At 75.7% G+C, this 16,484-nt stretch carries 13 protein-coding genes and 1 riboswitch; of the genes, 9 read left to right on the forward strand and 4 right to left on the reverse strand.

What is annotated here, in order from left to right:
* The first annotated feature begins 171 nt into the window (after positions 1 to 171).
* The 5 genes from ACH4PY_RS13000 to ACH4PY_RS13020 all read left to right on the forward strand — a co-directional run bounded on the left by ACH4PY_RS13000 (position 172) and on the right by ACH4PY_RS13020 (position 7,960).
* A complete protein-coding gene (locus ACH4PY_RS13000; protein ID WP_398180094.1) occupies positions 172 to 1,176 on the forward strand; it encodes an LLM class flavin-dependent oxidoreductase in 1,005 nt (334 codons plus the stop codon).
* Between the two features lie 412 nt (positions 1,177 to 1,588).
* Entirely contained in the window at positions 1,589 to 2,818 is a 1,230-nt protein-coding gene (locus tag ACH4PY_RS13005) for a D-alanyl-D-alanine carboxypeptidase family protein (protein WP_398180097.1), read from the forward strand.
* Positions 2,819 to 3,156: 338 nt separating this feature from the next.
* Positions 3,157 to 4,302 carry a transcription termination factor Rho gene (gene rho, locus ACH4PY_RS13010; RefSeq protein WP_398180100.1) on the forward strand — a complete coding sequence of 382 codons (1,146 nt, stop codon included), beginning with the start codon at positions 3,157 to 3,159 and terminating at the stop codon, positions 4,300 to 4,302.
* A gap of 67 nt (positions 4,303 to 4,369) precedes the next feature.
* Positions 4,370 to 5,170 carry a phytanoyl-CoA dioxygenase family protein gene (locus tag ACH4PY_RS13015; RefSeq protein ID WP_398180841.1) on the forward strand — a complete coding sequence of 267 codons (801 nt, stop codon included), beginning with the start codon at positions 4,370 to 4,372 and terminating at the stop codon, positions 5,168 to 5,170.
* Positions 5,171 to 5,179: 9 nt separating this feature from the next.
* A complete protein-coding gene (locus ACH4PY_RS13020) occupies positions 5,180 to 7,960 on the forward strand; it encodes an ATP-binding protein (RefSeq protein ID WP_398180103.1) in 2,781 nt (926 codons plus the stop codon).
* A gap of 75 nt (positions 7,961 to 8,035) precedes the next feature.
* Here ACH4PY_RS13020 and ACH4PY_RS13025 read toward each other — a convergent pair whose 3' ends face one another.
* The 3 genes from ACH4PY_RS13025 to ACH4PY_RS13035 form a co-directional block, all read right to left on the reverse strand.
* The gene (locus tag ACH4PY_RS13025) at positions 8,036 to 8,860 is read right to left on the reverse strand and encodes a peptidoglycan DD-metalloendopeptidase family protein (RefSeq protein ID WP_398180105.1); all 825 of its coding nucleotides are present in this window, start codon (positions 8,858 to 8,860) and stop codon (positions 8,036 to 8,038) included.
* A gap of 3 nt (positions 8,861 to 8,863) precedes the next feature.
* Positions 8,864 to 9,056, reverse strand: a riboswitch (cyclic di-AMP (ydaO/yuaA leader).
* A gap of 383 nt (positions 9,057 to 9,439) precedes the next feature.
* Entirely contained in the window at positions 9,440 to 10,456 is a 1,017-nt protein-coding gene (locus ACH4PY_RS13030) for a GNAT family N-acetyltransferase (RefSeq protein WP_398180108.1), read from the reverse strand.
* Between the two features lie 62 nt (positions 10,457 to 10,518).
* Positions 10,519 to 11,160 carry a uridine kinase gene (locus tag ACH4PY_RS13035; protein ID WP_398180111.1) on the reverse strand — a complete coding sequence of 214 codons (642 nt, stop codon included), beginning with the start codon at positions 11,158 to 11,160 and terminating at the stop codon, positions 10,519 to 10,521.
* A 233-nt stretch (positions 11,161 to 11,393) separates the two neighbouring features.
* On the opposite strand from ACH4PY_RS13035, the gene ACH4PY_RS13040 reads away from it, so the two are divergent.
* A complete protein-coding gene (locus ACH4PY_RS13040) occupies positions 11,394 to 11,588 on the forward strand; it encodes a hypothetical protein (RefSeq protein WP_031517563.1) in 195 nt (64 codons plus the stop codon).
* A 109-nt stretch (positions 11,589 to 11,697) separates the two neighbouring features.
* Entirely contained in the window at positions 11,698 to 13,293 is a 1,596-nt protein-coding gene (locus ACH4PY_RS13045) for a hypothetical protein (protein WP_398180114.1), read from the forward strand.
* Between the two features lie 195 nt (positions 13,294 to 13,488).
* Here ACH4PY_RS13045 and ACH4PY_RS13050 read toward each other — a convergent pair whose 3' ends face one another.
* Positions 13,489 to 14,979 carry a PLP-dependent aminotransferase family protein gene (locus tag ACH4PY_RS13050; protein WP_398180117.1) on the reverse strand — a complete coding sequence of 497 codons (1,491 nt, stop codon included), beginning with the start codon at positions 14,977 to 14,979 and terminating at the stop codon, positions 13,489 to 13,491.
* A gap of 184 nt (positions 14,980 to 15,163) precedes the next feature.
* On the opposite strand from ACH4PY_RS13050, the gene ACH4PY_RS13055 reads away from it, so the two are divergent.
* Together ACH4PY_RS13055 and ACH4PY_RS13060 are read left to right on the forward strand one after the other, a co-directional pair.
* Complete coding sequence (locus tag ACH4PY_RS13055; RefSeq protein ID WP_398180844.1) at positions 15,164 to 15,790, forward strand: YitT family protein; 627 nt, start codon at positions 15,164 to 15,166, stop codon at positions 15,788 to 15,790.
* A gap of 256 nt (positions 15,791 to 16,046) precedes the next feature.
* The gene (locus ACH4PY_RS13060) at positions 16,047 to 16,421 is read left to right on the forward strand and encodes an RNA polymerase-binding protein RbpA (protein ID WP_031517570.1); all 375 of its coding nucleotides are present in this window, start codon (positions 16,047 to 16,049) and stop codon (positions 16,419 to 16,421) included.
* Positions 16,422 to 16,484: the final 63 nt, after the last annotated feature.

Raw genomic sequence — 16,484 nt, forward strand, 5'->3', positions numbered from 1 at the left:
GCGTCCTCTCCGGACCGGCCCGGCACCGTGACACCGGGCTGCCATACGCCCGAATTGCCGGGCGGGCACAGAGTAGGCCCGCCCCGGGCGCGCCACAAGGGCGCATCCGGCACCGCCGCCGCGCTCCCCTCGCCCCGGGAATGCCCGGCCGGGGTGAGCGTTGGAAGGAGAGTGAGTTCCGTACTGCGCGACACGCCCTTCTCGATACTGGACCGCTCCCGGGTCCGGGAGGGCGCGGACGGCCCGCAGGCACTGCGGGACACGGTGGCGCTGGCCCGGGAGGCGGAAGCGCTGGGCTACCACCGCTTCTGGGTCTCCGAGCACCACTCCGTGCCCGGCGTCGCGGGCTCCGCGCCCACCGTGCTGGCCGCCGCCGTCGCCGCGGCGACCTCCCGGATCCGGGTGGGCACCGGCGGGGTGATGCTCCCCAACCACCGGCCGCTGGTTGTCGCCGAGCAGTTCGGCGTGCTCGAAGCGCTCCACCCGGGGCGGATCGACATGGGCCTCGGCCGCTCCGTGGGCTTCACCGGCGGCGTACGGCGGGCCCTCGGCCACGGCAAGGACGCGGCCGAGGACTTCGACGCGCAGGTCGCCGAACTGCTCGGATGGTTCACCGGCGCGCAGGCCGCCTACCCCGGGGTGCACGCGTGGCCCGCGGAGGGCCTGCGGCCCGCGCCCTTCCTGCTGGCCACCGGCAGCGGCGCGGACCTGGCCGCGCGGCTCGGGCTGCCGCTCGTCCTCGGCGCGGTGCGCGGCGAGGACGCGATGCTGCGGGCGGTCGAGCGCTACCGCGCCGGCTTCCGGCCGTCGCGCTGGGCCGCCGCCCCGCACGTCACCCTCTCCGGCACGGTCGCGGTCGCCGACACCCCGGAGGAGGCCCGGCGCCTCCTCCTGCCCGAGGCCTGGTCCACCGCGTACTCCCGCACGCACGGCGCCTTCCCCCCGCTGCCCCCGCCGGAAGCGGTGGAGTCCCGCGCGATGAGCCCCGCGCAGCGGGAGCACTTCGACGCCGCCCTCACCGGCCACGTCGCCGGCCCCCCGGACGAGGTGGCCGCCGCCCTCACCGCCCTCCTCACCCGCTCGGCGGCCGACGAATACCTCGTGACGACCAGCACGTACGACCGCCGTCGGCTCCTTGAGTCCCACCGCGCCCTCGCCACGCTCCTCGCCGCCTAGCCCGCCACCACCTCGCGCCTGCGCCGCGGGGCACCCCTTTTTCAGGGCTGCGGCGCCGCCGCCGGGCACCCGTTTTTCCGGGCTGCGTCTGCGCCGCCGGGCACCCGTTTTTAGGGGCGCGGGGAACTGCGCGGCCCGCCCCCACCGGCCGGTGGTCCGGCACGAACCGAACTGCCCCTTCGGGCCGGTGACGACCCGCGCGTGGGTGGGGGCTGAGCGCACAGTTCCCCGCGCCCCTAAAAAACGGGCTGCCCCGCGCGGCAGGCGCAGGCCCCGCGGGCTGAAAAGGGGCGCCCCGCGCGGCAGCGCGGACGGGGACGTGGGCCGGGTGGCGTAGAGGGGCCACCCCTCGGGGTGGGGTACGGGCCTGGTCACCGCGCCGCAAAGGCATTGGCGTTCATACGGTGAACGTATGAGCAACCGCCGCCCCACCCCCCGTATCCCCCACCGCGTCGCCGCCGCGCTCGGCGCGGGCTGCTGCCTCGCCCTGTTCGCGGCCCCCGCCGCCCCCGCGGGTGCCGCGACCGGCGGGACGGGCGACGGCAGCCCGAACGAGGTGATCGGCGGGGCGCTGCTGGGCGAGCCCGGCGTGCACGTGGACCTCCAGGACGGCGCCCCCGACCTGCCGGACGGCATCTCCGCGCTGTCCTGGACGGTCTCCGACGCCCGCACCGGCCAGGTGCTCGCCGCCAAGAGCGCGCACCGCGAGCTGCCCCCGGCCTCGACGCTCAAGACGCTCTTCGCGCTGACGGTGCTGCCCCGCTTCCCGGCGGCCGAGACGCACAAGGTCACCGACGAGGATCTGCTGGGCATCGGCGAGGGCAGCAGCCTGGTGGGGGTGCAGCCGGGGCAGACGTACACGGTGGCGGATCTGTGGCGCGGGGTCTTCCTCGCGTCGGGCAACGACGCCGTGCACGTCCTGGCACACATGAACGGCTCGGTGGCGCAGACGGTGGCGCAGATGCAGGCCAAGGCACGGATGCTGGGCGCCGACGACACGCACGTGGTCTCGCCGGACGGCTACGACAATCCGGGCCAGGTCTCGTCCGCGTACGACCTGGCGGTCTTCGCCCGCGCGGGGCTGGCCGACCACGACTTCGCCTCGTACGCCTCGACGGCGTCCGCGCAGTTCCCCGGCGGTTACGACGCGCAGGGCGAGTTCGTGAAGTCGTTCGGGATCCAGAACACCAACCGGCTGCTGACCGGTGCTCAGGGCGTGCACCCCTACCCGGGGCTGATCGGTGTGAAGAACGGTTACACCACCAACGCGGGCAACACCCTGGTCGCCGCCGCCAGGCGGGACGGCCGCACGCTCATCGTGACCGTCATGAACCCGCAGTCGGGTCTGCCGCAGGCCGTGTACACCGAGGCGGGCAAGCTGCTGGACTGGGGCTTCGCCGCCGCGGGGCACGCCGCGTCGGTCGGCACCCTCAACTCCGCGCCGACCGCCTACCACCTCAAGAGCGTGGCCGCGCAGATCCCGGTGCCGGCCCGGCGGGCGACGCGCCCCGCGCCGACCGAGCACTCCTCCTCCCCGCACGACAACACCTCCACGGCGGCCTGGTCCATCGGCGGCGGCCTGGCGGTGCTCGCGGCCGGCTCCGTCCTGCTGCTGCGCCGCAGGGCGGGCCGCGGCCGCTGACGACCGGACGGGCCCCCGTCCGCCGGGGGCCCGTCCGCGGTGCCGTGCCGACGGCGCCGCGTGCTACAGTGCGAGCAGCACTTGTCTGTGCCGCCTTCGTCGCGGCGCCGGTGCCGTTCTCTCCTTCCTTCCCGTCCGGCGGTCCGTCCGTCCGGTCCGGTGGTTCCCTTCCGCGGTCGCGCAGGACGCGTCCGCGCCGGTTCGCCCCCGACGCCCAGGTGACAGGCCTCGGCACGGGCCGCCGGGTGATCTCCGCGGTCCGCGGAGCGTGACGACCCCGCTCGCGCCGCATCCCCCTCCTGCTCCGTCCCTCTTCCGTCCGCGAAAGGACGACGTACATGACCAGCACTCTCGAACGGCCGGACGTCCGGCCCAGGGCGGCCGCCCCCGTGACCGGCGTCCTCGACATCCAGGGCGGCCAGGGCCGCCTCCGCTCCCCCGGGCTGCACCCTGCGCCCGGCGACCTGCTCGTGCCCGCCGACCGGATCCGCGCGGCCGGGCTGCGCCGCGGCGACCTGGTGACCGGGCTGACCGGAAAGCCCGGCGCGCTCGGCGAGGTCCAGCTCGTCAACGGCCGGCCCGTGGGCGCGCCGCGGCCGCACTTCGCCGATCTGACGCCGCTGCACCCGGGTGAACGGCTACGCCTGGAGAGCCCGTCGCTGCGCGGCTCGGGCGCGCTGTCCGGGCGGCTCATGGACCTGTTCGCACCGGTCGGCAAGGGCCAGCGCGGGCTGGTCGTGGCGCAGCCCAGGGCGGGCAAGACCGTGCTGCTGCAGAACGTCGCGGCCGCGATCGCCGCCAACCACCCGGAGTGCGTGCTGATGGTGGTGCTGCTGGACGAGCGGCCCGAGGAGGTCACCGACATGCGGCGCGGGGTGCGCGGCGAAGTGCTGTCCTCGACGTTCGACCGGCCGCCGAAGGAGCACATCGCGCTCGCCGAGCTGGCGGTGGAACGGGCCAAGCGGCTGGTGGAGCTGGGGCAGGACGTGGTGATCCTGCTGGACTCGCTGACCCGGCTGTGCCGGGCGCACAACAACGCCGCCGCGCACGGCGGCCGTACGCTCTCCGGCGGGGTGGACGCGGCGGCGCTGCACGGGCCGAAGCGGCTCTTCGGCGCGGCGCGCCGGACCGAGGAGGCCGGGTCGCTGACGATCCTGGCCACAGCGCTGGTGGACACCGGTTCCCGCGCCGACACCTTCTTCTACGAGGAGTTGAAGGGCACCGGCAACATGGAGCTGCACCTGGACCGCAACCTCGCCGAGCGGCGGGTCTTCCCCGCGGTGGACGTCCTGGCCTCCGGCACCCGGCGCGAGGAACTGCTGCTGCCGCCGCGGGAGTTGCCGGTGGTGCACGGGCTGCGGCAGGCGCTGCACGGGCGGGACGCGCACTCCGCCCTGGACGTGCTGCTGGAGCGGATGCGGCACACGCCCGACAACGCGTCCTTCCTGCGCCAGGTGCAGGGCACGGTCCCACGCCAGGTCTGAGGCCGCGCCCGGCCGGGTGGGAAATATCCGCTGGACCGTGCGCGCGGCCGCCGTCATGATCGCCGTCATGGAGACGACCGGCCCGGCGTCCGGGGGAACGACGCTGGTCGAAGCCTTCCTACAGGACGGCTTCGTGAAGATCGCAGGGGCCTTCGACGCGGCTACCGCCCGCGCGTGCGCCGACCTGCTGTGGCAGGAGACCGGGTGCGACCCCGAGCGTCCGGAGACATGGACGAAGCCGGTGCACCGGGTCGGCTGGATGGCGCAGCCGCCTTTCACCGCAGCGGCCGACACGCCCGCTCTGCGTGCCGCGTTCGACCTGCTGGTGGGTCCGGGGCGGTGGGTTCCCCGGCAGGGCCTCGGCTCCTTCCCGCTGCGCTTCCCGCACCGGGACGAGCCGGACGACGCGGGCTGGCACATCGACGGCAGCTACCTGCCCGACGGCGAGAGCTGGTACTTCGCGAACGTCCGCTCACGCGACCGCGCGCTGCTCATGCTCTTCCTCTTCACCGACGTCGCCGAGGACGACGCGCCCACCCGGATCCGCGTCGGCTCCCATCTCGACGTCCCGCGGGTGCTCGCCCCGTATGGCGAGGCGGGCGTCTCGACGCTGCGCTGCGCCCCGGCGACGGTCGCCGCGTCGGACCACCGCCCGGTGGTGCTCGCCACCGGGCGGGCGGGCGACGTGTTCTTGTGCCACCCCTTCCTCGTGCACGCCGCGCAGCCGCACCACGGCACCGCGCCGCGCTTCCTCGCCCAGCCGCCGCTGCATCCTGCGGTGCCGCTGGAGCTGGAGCGGGCCGACGGGGCGTACTCGCCGGTGGAGCTGGCGATACGTCGCGGGCTCGGCACCACGGACGTCGGCTAGCGTCTGATCATGCTGTACGGACGGGACGGGGAGGCCGCCGCGCTGCGCGGCCTGCTGGACGGGGCACGGGACGGGCGCAGCGGGGTGCTGGTGCTGCGCGGCGAGGCGGGCATCGGCAAGACCGCGCTGCTGGAGCACGCGGTCGGCGAGGCCGCCGACATGACGGTGGTACGCGGTTCGGGCGTCGAGTTCGAGGCCGAACTGCCCTTCGCCGGTCTGCAGTTGCTGCTGCGAACGGCGATGGGCGCGGACGGCGCGCTGCCGGAACCGCAACGGCGGGCGCTGCGGTCGGCGTTCGGGCTCGGCGGCGCGGAAGGGGGTCCGGTCGAGCCGATGTTCGTCGGCCTCGCGGTGCTGTCGCTGCTGTCGGAGCACGCGGCCGACGGCCCGCTGCTGTGCGTCGTGGACGACGCCCAGTGGCTGGACCGGGCGTCCGCCGACGCGCTGCTCTTCGCGGCCCGGCGGCTGGACGCGGAGGGCGTCGCGATGGTCTTCGCCGCGCGCGACGGCGAGGGGGCCTTCCCCGCGCCGGGCCTGCCGGAGCTGCGCCCCGCGCCGCTGGACGAGACGGCGGCGCTGGCACTGCTCGCCGAGCGCGCCGGGCGGGACGAGCCGATGGCGGACGTGCTGCGCCGCCGGGTGCTGGCCGAGGCGCAGGGCAATCCGCTGGCGCTGCTGGAACTCCCGGCGGGGCTGCGGGACGCGGGCGGCGCCGTGGCCGGGCCGGGCGCGCTGCCGCTGACCAGCCGGCTGCAACTGGCCTTCCACGGCAGGGTCAGCCATCTGCCGCGGGCCACCCAGACGCTGCTGCTGGTGGCGGCCGCGGACCACACCGGCGAGCTGGGCACGGTGCTGCGGGCGGCCGGTGAGCTGGGCGCGGGCGTCCCCGATCTGCCGCCCGCGCAGGAGGCCGGGCTCGTCACGGTGGACGGCACGCTGCTGCGTTTCCGGCATCCGCTGGTGCGGGCCGCGATCCACCAGCGCGCGTCGCTGCCCGAACGGCTCGCCGCGCACCGTGCGCTGGCCGACGCCGCCGACCCCGAACGGGACGCCGACCACCGGGCCTGGCACCTCGCCGCCGCCGCGACCGGCCCCGACGAGGCGGCGGCCGCGGCCCTGGAGCGCACCGCGGGCCGCGCCCGTGAGCGCAGCGGCCACACCGCGGCCGCCGCGGCGTACGACCGCGCGGCCCGGCTCAGCACCGATCCGGCGGCCCGCCTGCGCCGCCTGCTGCTCGCCGCGGAATCCGCCTCGGAGGCCGGTGAGATCCCCCGCGCCCGCACCTTCGCCGACGAGGCCGCCCGGCTGGCGGCCCGGCTGTCCGCGACGGCGCCCCAGGATGGCGGGGCCGAACAGCTCGCCGTCGCACGGACGTTGCACGTGCGCGGGCTCGCGGACTTCCTGGAGGGCGACTTCCCCGCGGCCCACCGGCTGCTCATCGAGGGGGCGGCGCTGGCCGCCGAGGGCGATCCGACGCGCGCGGCGCGCATGCTGGTGCAGGCCTCGCACACCGCGTGGTACCTGGGCGGCGACGCGGTCTTTGACACCGTGGCGCGCCTGGACGCGCTGCGGCTGCCGCCGGACGCGCCCGTGACGCCGGTCGCCCGCTTCCTGGTGGACGCGCTGGGCCGGAGCGCGGCCGGGCACGTACCGCCGGACCTCGGGGCGGCGGCGGCCGCGGCGCGGGCGGCGCACGGCGGACGGGTCGAGCCGGGGCATCTGGTGATGCTGTGCGGGGTCGGTCTGACGCTCGGCCAGGACGTGCAGGCGCACGAGCTGACCACGGTGCTCGCGGCCGAGGGCCGGGAGAGCGGCGGGGTCGGACGGCTCACGACGGTGCTGTTCTTCCGCGCCGAGGCGGAGATCTTCGAGGCGCGCTTCGAGGACGCGGCGGCGACCGCCCGCGAGGCGCTGCGGATCGCGGCGGACACCGGCCAGCGGCAGTGGGTGAGCCAGCTCAGCAGCGCGCTCGCGTACGTCGCCGCGGTGCGCGGCGACCAGGAGGAGTGCCGCCGAAGGGTGGACGCGGCGCTCGCGGGCGGCTCGGGCACCGCGATGCCGCCCGGCGCCCCGTGGGCGTACTGGTCGCAGGGCCTGCTGGAGCTGGGGCTCGGCCGCGCGCAGGCGGCGCTGGAGCGGCTGTCGCTGCTCGGCGAGGAGTCGGTGCGGCACCACATATCGGCCACCCGCAGCATCCCGGACCTGGTGGAGGCGGCGGTGCGGCTCGGGGTGCCGGAGCGCGCGGACGCGTCCTTCGCCCGCTTCGAGGCGTGGGCGGCGCGCTCCGGGCAGGGCTGGGCGGCGGCCCTGGTGGCGCGCTGCCGTGCGCTGCGCGCGCCGGAGGCGGACGCGGAGGCGTACTACCTCGCCGCGCTCGACACGCACGACCCGCACCGGCGCGCGATGGAGTCGGCCCGCACGAGCCTGCTGTACGGGGAGTGGCTGCGCCGGGCGCGCCGCAAGAACGAGGCCCGGGTCAGGCTGCGCACCGCGCTGGACGTCTTCGAGCGGCTCGGCGCGGCCCCGTGGGCGGAGCGGGCACGCGGTGAGCTGGGCGCGGCGGGCGGGACGCTGCCCGAGGCGGGCCGGGAGACGGCGCCGGTGGACGCGGAGGCGGGGCTCACACCGCAGGAGTCGCAGATCGTCCGGCTGGCGGCGGAGGGCCTGTCGAACAAGGACATCGCGGCCCGGCTGTTCCTGAGCCCGCGGACCGTCGGCTACCACCTGTACAAGGCGTACCCGAAGCTCGGGGTGGCCTCCCGGGGCGAGCTGGCCGGGCTGTTCGGCTAGCAACGCAACGGCGGGTGCCCGCCCGGTCGCGAGGACCGGACGGGCACCCTGGGGGCCGTACCGCCGGGGCGGCGGTCAGACGGTGACGCCGTGCGACGCCAGGTAGGCGACCGGGTCGATGTCGGAGCCGTAGTCCGGCGTGGTGCGCACCTCGAAGTGCAGGTGCGGGCCGGTGACGTTGCCGGTGGCGCCGGAGATGCCGATCTCCTGGCCCTCGGTGACGGTCTGGCCGACCGAGACCACCGGGCGCGTCAGGTGGCCGTACAGGGTGTACTTGCCGTCGGCGTGCTTGATGATCACGTCGTTGCCGTAGGCGCCGTCCGCGCCGGCGTGGACGACGGTGCCGGCGGCCACGGAGTGGACCGGGGTGCCGCTCCAGACCAGGAAGTCGACGCCGGTGTGGTGGCCGGAGGACCACATGCTGCCGCCGGTCTTGTAGCCGGTGCCGATGGCGGCGTCGCCGACCGGCTTGGTCCAGCCGGTGTCGGCCTTCACGGCGGCCGCCGGGGCGGCCTTCTTCGCCGGGGCGGCCTTCTTCACCGGGGCCTTGGCGGCCGGTGCGGCGGCCGGGGCGGTGTTCAGCGTGAGGTGCTGGCCGGGGTGGATGATGCCCGGGTTGGCGCCGATGACCTTCTTGTTGGCGTCGTAGAGCGCCTTCCAGCCGCCCTTGACGTGGTGCGTGGTGGCGATCTTGGCGAGCGTGTCGCCGCGGACCACGGTGTAGTCCTGCGCCTTGGCGCTCGCCGCGGCCGGGGCCTTGGCGGGCTCGGCGGCGGACGCGGACTGGGCGACGCCGACGAGCGGGATCGCCACGGCGGCGGCGCCCGTGCCGGCGACGACGCAGACGCGGGTGAGGCGGCTGAGCGAGCGGGGCTTGCGGTGCTGACCCTGTGCGGGCATGGGGATTCCTCTCCTACGCCTGCGAGGTGAGCTGTCGGGTTCGGGCTGGAGATGCCCGGCCGCGGCCGTGGTGCGCGCTCCGGTCAGGTGCGCGGCGGTACGGCGGCACGGCTTCACCCCGAGCCGGCCGGGAGTCGTCCCGGACGGCGGCTTACCTTGGGTCCCCCGCTCCTGCCCTTTGCAGCTCGGATGGTGCTGCGCCCGGGCGGCGGCAGGATTCGGCGTTCCGCCCGGCGGCTGTCGCGGACGTCCGGCCCGCGGTAACGGCGAAGCTAGACGACCCCGCGAGCGGCGGGCAAGCAAACCCGGCATGCCGCCCCATTCCGCCCTTACCGGCGGTCACAGGGCGCCACCCGCGCGATCCGCTGCGTACCCGTGACGGTGACCGTCCGCCGACCGGCGCAGCACCCGCCGCGACATTCGGCCCCCGGCGCGAACAGCGGGTGCGCGACCGGGGCGGGTACCGTGTTCGGCGGGTGACACCGGACACACAGTTCGCCCGAGGTGACCCGCATCACCGTGAAATGTCCGATATGCAGGCCTATTTCACTTCTGGGCGACTTGTTGGCAATGCCCCGGTCAGAACGTCCCCGGTGCCCCGCCGATCCGCGCGTCGAGAGTGCGGCTGAGCCGGTAGCCGACCGGCCGGAAGCCGACCCCGGGCCAGTGGCCCGCCGCCAGCGGCGAGGAGGAGTGCCAGCGGGCCGACATGTAGCGGTGCCCGTTGTCGTACGCCCAGGCCAGCGCGGTGGCCAGCAGCACCCGGCTGATGCCCTCGCCGCGCGCGGCCGGTTCCACGTACGCCTCGGCCAGTTCCACGCACGACTCCGGTATCACCGGGTCGGCGACGGCCGGGACGACCACGACCATGGCGATCTCCTCACCGCGGCGGGAGGCGATCCAGGCACCGCACCGGGGGTCGGCGAGCGCGTCGGTGTAGCGCAGCCGGAGCGCGGCGAGCGCCGCCTCGGGCTGCGGCTGGAAGACCGCGGTGCCGCGCTGCCGCCGCGACGACTCGGCGGCCATCCGCCCTATCTGCGGCAGGTCGCCGGGCCCGGCGCGCCGGATGGCCAGGCCCTCGACCCCGCGCGGCTGCCGGCCGCGCGCCTTGACCGCCATCAGCCCGTGCACCAGCTCGCGGCCGAAGCCCAGATCCGCCCAGGGCGCGGTGGCCACCTCGCCCGCGGGCACCTGCACGTAGTGCACCAGCCGCCGGTCGGCGACCAGCCGCTCGGCGATCCGGGCGTAGAGCGAGCGCAGCACCTCGGTCTCCCGCCCGCCGGGCAGCGCGTGGCCGCCGTACGGGACGAGCGCGGAGCGCGGGTGGGTGCGCAGGCCCGCGGGGTCGTCGGGGGCGAGCGTGACGGGCTGGGCGGCGAGGTAGCCGATCATGTTGCCGTCACCGTCGAGCGCGCGGCAGGCCTCCAGGCCGGGCACCGCGTGCAGCGGGCCCACCAGGTCCTCGCCGCGCACCGGCCCGTCGGCGAGCCAGGACCGCTGCGAGGGCGGGCGCCGCGCGCGGGCGAACCAGCGGTCGTAGCGCTGGACGGCCAGGGGTATGTGCTCGGGAGTCAGCGGCGCGGTGGCGACAGTCATGGTGGTCGAGGACGCTAGCGGGGCGCGGCCTTCGAGGGCAAGGCGCAGCCTGGTCACGACGCTCACCCGGGCTGCCCGCCCGTCCACGCGGGGTGCCGCGGGTCGTCCGCGCGGACGGTGACGTCGGCGGTCTCCTCCGGCAGCACCTCGTCGGCGTAGCGCGCGAAGGCCGGCAGCGTCCAGCGCTCCTCCTCCTGCGTACGGCGGGCGAGCGCGGCGGGCGACAGCCGCAGGTGCACCGTCAGATCCAGCGGCAGGCCCTGGCCCAGCAGCAGCGCCCCGTCCAGGACCAGGACGCCGCCGGGCGGCAGCTCGACGTAGTCCGCGCGGGTGGCGCGGTCGGTGCCCGGGTCGCGCAGCGACGGCAGGGCGCGCCCGCTGCCGTCGGGGCCGAGCGGGTCGAGGACCTCGCGGCGCAGCGCACCGGTGTCCAGCCACAGCTGGTAGTACGCGTCGACGTCCTCGTGCCCGTACTCCAGCCGCAGCGACGCGGGCCGCCAGAAGTCCGCCGCGCGCACCCGCAGCACCGGGTGGCCGAGCGGCGGGAGCGCGGCGGCCAGGTCGTCGGCGAGGTCCGCGGGGCGGGCGGCGGGCGCCCCGTCCACGGCGACCCGCCACCACGGTCCCTCGGGCGGGTCCTGCCCGGCGATCTTCCCGGCGAGGGCCTCGGCGAGCCGGGCCCGGCTGATCGGCGTGAACTGCACGGGCTCATCCTGCCGGAGCGGGCCGCGGCGCGGGCGGGCGGGCCCGGGTCACCCGATCGGGCGGGACGCCCGCGCACCCGCACCGGCGCCACCCGCGTGATCCCGGGGCACCGGCCCACTCCGATGGGCGAAATTCTCTATAAATCACCCATGTGCCGCCGCGCGCGATTCCTGACTTTTTGTGACCCTGGAGGCACTCATGGTGACCGTCCCCATCACCCAGGAGAAAGCCCATGATCCTGTCCATGTCCGGTGTCGTCCTGCTCGGCATCATCGTCTTCCTGTTCTTCCGCAAGGACGGTCTGAAGATGTCCCACGGCATCGTCAGCGCCCTCTTCGGCTTCTACCTCGCGAGCACCGCCATCGCCCCGAGCATCACGGCGGGTGGCGCGAGCCTGGCCAGCCTGCTGGGCGGGATCAAGATCTAGGGCCGACGGCACACGTCATCCAGGACCCGGGAGCGCGCCGCTCCCGGGTCGCTCGCGGTCCCCTCCCCCGCCGCACCCCAGCACATCCCCGCCACCCATGGAGCAAGCCGTGTCCAGGCGCCCCCTGCCCAGCATCCTGACCAGCCGTCCCGCGCTCGCCCGCGGCCGCGACCTGGCGCGTACCGCCGCCGACGGCGCCTCGGACGTCCTGCACCCGGTCATCACCATCGGCCGCGGCATGCGCCGCCAGGCGGCCTGGGCCGGCGGCTGGTGGGGCCGCACCCCCAAGGACCGCCGCGGGCCCGCGCTGCTGCTCGCCGCCGCCGGGGTCGTGGTCCTGGTGATGATGCCGTACGGGCCGCTGCTCGCCCTCGCCGCCGTCCTCGCCTCCGCCGCCTGGATGGGCCGCGACCGCGCCGCCCGCACCCCCGCGGGCCCCGGCGAGGCCGAGACCGCCCGGCTGCGCGCGCTGTACGACGCCCTGGTGCCGTACCTGTCCGACCCCGCCGACCCCGCGCCTCTCTACACGTACGACGGCGGCTGGGAGAAGGCCTTCGGCTCCTACACCTTCGAGGACGGCCGGCTCGTCCGGCTCGAACTGCGCTACCCCGCCTACTTCACCGACGGCGAGGCCGACGCCAGGGCCCGCGTCGAGCAGCTGCTGCACGCCAAGGCCGGGCGGGGCCGCGAGTACCGCTTCGACTGGAACGAGGAGGACAACCGCCTCGTCCTCACCGCGCTGCCACCGCTGGCCACCGACATCGCGGTCCAGCGCTTCGTCACCGCCCCCGGCGAGACGGTGCTCGGCTTCACCGACCCGGACGCCGTCGCCCGCACGCTCCCGGTCACCGGCGACGGCGTCCCCGAGCCGCGCGACGCGCCCCCGGTCCTGTGGCGCACCGGCGCCCGCTCCACCGAACCGCACCTGCTCGCCCTCGGCCAGCCCGGCACCGGCACCACCGGCCTGCTGCGCTGCGTCGCCCTCCAGGCCCTCGCGGGCGGCGACGTCGTCGTCGTGGACGGCAGCGGCACCGGTGAGTACGCGTTCCTCACCGGGCGGCCCGGCGTCCTCGCCGTCGAGGACTGCGTGCTCGGCGCCGCCGCCACGCTCGAATGGGCCGCGCACGAGACGGAGCGGCGGCTCGTCGCCGTCAACCGCGCCCGGCAGGAGGGCCGCCCGGTCGAGGAGGACGCGCGCCGCCCGCTGTGGATCCTCGTCGACCGGCCCACCGCGCTCACCCAACTCGCCCTAGCCGAGGGCCGCCCCGACCCGCAGCTGCTGCTAGACGTTCCGCTGCGGCACGGACGCGCCGCCAACGTCGCGGTCGCCGTCGCCGACCAGCTCGACGCGACGGAGGGGCTCGCGCCCGTCGTCGTCGCCCACACCCGCGCCCGGGTCGTGCTCGGGCGGCTCGCCCCCGAGCACGTCGAGGCGGTGCTCGGGGCCGCACCGGACAGCACGCCCGCCGCGGACGTCCCGCCCGGACGGGGGTACGCCCGGCTCGGGACCGGGCCCGTCCTCCGCCTCCAGGTGCCGGCCGCACCCGACCCGTACGACGTGGAGAGCTGCGCCGCTCACCGCGAGGCCGTCCTCGCCCTCCTCCCGGGCGCGTCCGCCCCCGCCCCCGACCCGGAGCCCGCCCCGGAACCCGCGGCCCCGTCCCTCCGCAAGGACGTCATCCGCACGGTCGCGGACCTGACCTGACCGCGCGGGGCGCGAGCCGCCAGGGGCGCGTGGGGGCACCTCCCCCGCGGAGCCTGGGGGAGAACCGCGCGCTCAGCCCTCCACGGCCGGTGGTCCGGAAACGACAGCAACTGCCCCTTTCGGCCGGTGACTACCCGCGCCCCGGCGGGGGCTGGGGGGCACCTATAACGCTCACCGCCCCGCGCAGCGGATCGCTCAAGCCACGAACAACCCCGTAGGGTCCGCGTCCGGCGCGCCCCCCGAGCGGACCACCGTGGCCGCGGCGGCGAGCCTCGCGGCAGCCTCCTGCGCGGTGGGGCCGCTCACCGTGAAGGGGATGCGGACGTAGGACTCGAACGCGCCGTCCACCCCGAAGCGCGGCCCCGACGGCACGCGGACCCCGAGGCGCTCACCGGCCACGGCGACCCGCGACCCGGACACGTCACCCGTACGCACCCACATCGTCATCCCGCCGCGCGGCAGCGTGAAGTCCCAGTCCGGCGTGTGCTCGCGCAGCGCCGCCGCGAGGTCGTCGCGGCATTCGCGGGCGCGCAGCCGCCGCGTGGCGAGGGCCTGGTCCCAACCCCCGCCGCGCAGCAGCCAGGCGACGGCGAGCTGGTCGACGACCGGCGAGCCGAGGTCGAGGTAGGCGCGCGCGGACACCAGCTGCCGGACGACGTCGGGCGTGGAGCGGACCCAGCCGATGCGCAGGCCCGCCCACACCGCCTTGCTGGCGGAGCCGACGGTCATGACGGTGCCGCCGCGGTCGAAGGCGGCCATCGGGCGCACACCGGGCTCGTCCCCGTCGAGCGTGAGTTCGGCCATGGTCTCGTCGGCGACGACGACCGTCCCGGCGGCGCGGGCGGCCTCGACCAGTTCGCGCCGCTCGTCGTCGCCGACGAGCGTGCCGGTGGGGTTGTGGTAGTCGGGCATGACGTACGCCATGCGCGGGGCGGCGTCCCGCAGGACGCGGCGCCACGCGCCCATGTCCCAGCCACCGAGGCCCTCGCGCAGAGCGACGGGGACCAGTCGGGCGCCGGTCTCGCGGAAGAGCTCCAGGACGTTGGCGTAGCTGGGCGACTCGACGGCGACGCGCTCGCCGTGCCCGGCGACGCGGCGGGCGGTGGCGCCGATCGCGCCCATCGCCCCGGTGGTGACCATGATCTGCTCGGGCATGGTCGGCACCCCGCGTGCGGTGTAGCGGTCGGCGATGGCCTCGCGCAGCACGGGCAGCCCGGCCGGGAAGTCGCCGTGGGTGGCGGCGTAGGCGGGCAGCTCGGCGAGGGCGCCCTCCATGGCCTGGGTGAGCCACGGCTCGGGCGCGGGCAGGGCGGCGCAGCCGAGGTCGATGACGGAGCCGGCGGCGTCCGGCGGGAGGGGTTCGAGGCCGCGGGTGGGGAGCACGTGCCCGTCGGGGATCGCGGTCCAGCTGCCGGCGCCGCGCCGCGAGCGGGCGAAGCCCTCGGCGCGCAGCGCCTCGTACGCGGCCGCGACCGTGGTGCGGCTCACCCCCAGCGCGAGGGCCAGTTCGCGTTCGGCGGGCAGCCGGGCGGCGACCTGGACGCGGCCCTCCAGGACGAGCAGCCGCACCCCGTCGGCGAGCCCGCGGTAGGCGGGGAGCCTGCGGCCGCCCGCGGCCGCCTGCGGTCCGGGCGACAGCAGTCTGGCCAGATGCGCGGCACTCACCGACGCGGTCCACTGCGACATGAAATTCAGTCCACCTTCCGCGAATTGGCCCTGGAGAAGCTCTGCTTACGAGCCACAGAGTGTCATGCGTATCCGTATGACCACCATCCGGGGGGCTCCTTTGTCACCAGTACGCCTGTTTCCTCCGTCCCGGCTCGGGCGGCTCGTGGCGGGCCGCGGCCCGCTGCCGGTGGCCCGCCTCGTCATGCTGTACGCCGGGCTGCTGCTGTACGGCGCGACCGACGGGCTGATGATCCGCGCGGATCTGGGACTGGACCCCTGGGATGTCTTCCACCAGGGCCTGTCCCGGCACACCGGGATCGCCATCGGGAACGTCTCGATCATCGTCGGCGCGGTGGTGCTGCTGCTGTGGTGGCCGATCCGGCAGCGGCCCGGCCTCGGCACGGTGTCCAACGTCTTCCTGGTCGGCGGCGCGATCGACGTGACGCTCGCGCTGGTGCCGCACGTCGAGGCACTGGGCGGGCGGATACCGCTGCTGGTGGCGGCGGTGGTGGGCAACGGCGTCGCGACGGGCCTGTACATCGCCGCCCGCTTCGGGCCCGGCCCGCGCGACGGCCTGATGACCGGGCTGCACCGCAGGACGGGCCGCTCGCTGCGGCTGATCAGGACCGCGATCGAGCTGACGGTGCTGGCGGTCGGCTTCGTGCTGGGCGGCGGCGTGGGGGTGGGGACGGTGCTCTACGCGCTGGCGATAGGACCGCTGGCGCAGTTCTTCCTGCGCGTTTTCGGCGGCCTGGAGCCGGGTACGGAACCCTCCGCCGCAGCGGCCGGGTCCGCCGCGCGGGAGCACGTGATGGCGGACACGATTTAGCCCCCGGGCACGCGGACGGGTAGTGTACGCGGTTGGCCCTCCGGCTTGACCGTTACTGCACACAAAAGATATGACAAGACCGGGTGACATCTTGTCCCGGATGTGACAAAACGGGCATCGGCGGGTACAAACAGGGGCGACACGACGGGCGACGCATCTCCCACTTCGGGAATCTTCACCGCCGACCGGACGTTGACCGGATGACGACGACAGCGACACCTGTCCTGTGGGCGACCAAGCCCGGGAGGCACGATTCATGAGTGAGCGAGCTCTCCGCGGCACGCGACTCGGGGCCACCAGCTACGAGACCGACCGCGGCATCGATCTGGCCCCGCGCCAGACCGTTGAGTACGCATGCCGGAACGGCCATCGATTCGAGATGCCGTTCTCGGTCGAGGCCGAGATTCCGCCGGAGTGGGAGTGCCGCGCCTGCGGCCAGACCGCACTGCTGGTGGACGGCGAAGGCCCGGAAGAAAAGACGACCAAGCCCGCGCGCACGCACTGGGACATGCTCATGGAGCGGCGCACGCTCGAGGAGCTGGAGGAAGTGCTGGCCGAACGGCTGGCCGTGCTGCGTTCCGGCGCCATGAACATCGCGGTGCACCCGCGGGACAACCGCAAGACCGCCTGACCCGACCCGACGCCCCGGGGAACCACCCGGGGTCCCCGGACTCCCCGCCCGGCGCGGGACGCG

Origin of the sequence: Streptomyces sp. NPDC021224 (assembly GCF_044332905.1) — a bacterium.
Taxonomy (GTDB): Bacteria; Actinomycetota; Actinomycetes; order Streptomycetales; family Streptomycetaceae; genus Actinacidiphila.

Excerpts from the sequence above, each read along its gene's own strand:
- ACH4PY_RS13040 (WP_031517563.1), top strand. The coding sequence starts at position 11,394 with ATGATCCTGTCCATGTCCGGTGTCGTCCTGCTCGGCATCATCGTCTTC.
- ACH4PY_RS13030 (WP_398180108.1), bottom strand. The coding sequence starts at position 10,456 with ATGACTGTCGCCACCGCGCCGCTGACTCCCGAGCACATACCCCTGGCC.
- ACH4PY_RS13050 (WP_398180117.1), bottom strand. The coding sequence starts at position 14,979 with ATGTCGCAGTGGACCGCGTCGGTGAGTGCCGCGCATCTGGCCAGACTG.
- ACH4PY_RS13025 (WP_398180105.1), bottom strand. The coding sequence starts at position 8,860 with ATGCCCGCACAGGGTCAGCACCGCAAGCCCCGCTCGCTCAGCCGCCTC.
- ACH4PY_RS13020 (WP_398180103.1), top strand. The coding sequence starts at position 5,180 with ATGCTGTACGGACGGGACGGGGAGGCCGCCGCGCTGCGCGGCCTGCTG.
- ACH4PY_RS13060 (WP_031517570.1), top strand. The coding sequence starts at position 16,047 with ATGAGTGAGCGAGCTCTCCGCGGCACGCGACTCGGGGCCACCAGCTAC.
- ACH4PY_RS13005 (WP_398180097.1), top strand. The coding sequence starts at position 1,589 with ATGAGCAACCGCCGCCCCACCCCCCGTATCCCCCACCGCGTCGCCGCC.
- ACH4PY_RS13055 (WP_398180844.1), top strand. The coding sequence starts at position 15,164 with ATGCTGTACGCCGGGCTGCTGCTGTACGGCGCGACCGACGGGCTGATG.
- ACH4PY_RS13015 (WP_398180841.1), top strand. The coding sequence starts at position 4,370 with ATGGAGACGACCGGCCCGGCGTCCGGGGGAACGACGCTGGTCGAAGCC.
- rho (WP_398180100.1), top strand. The coding sequence starts at position 3,157 with ATGACCAGCACTCTCGAACGGCCGGACGTCCGGCCCAGGGCGGCCGCC.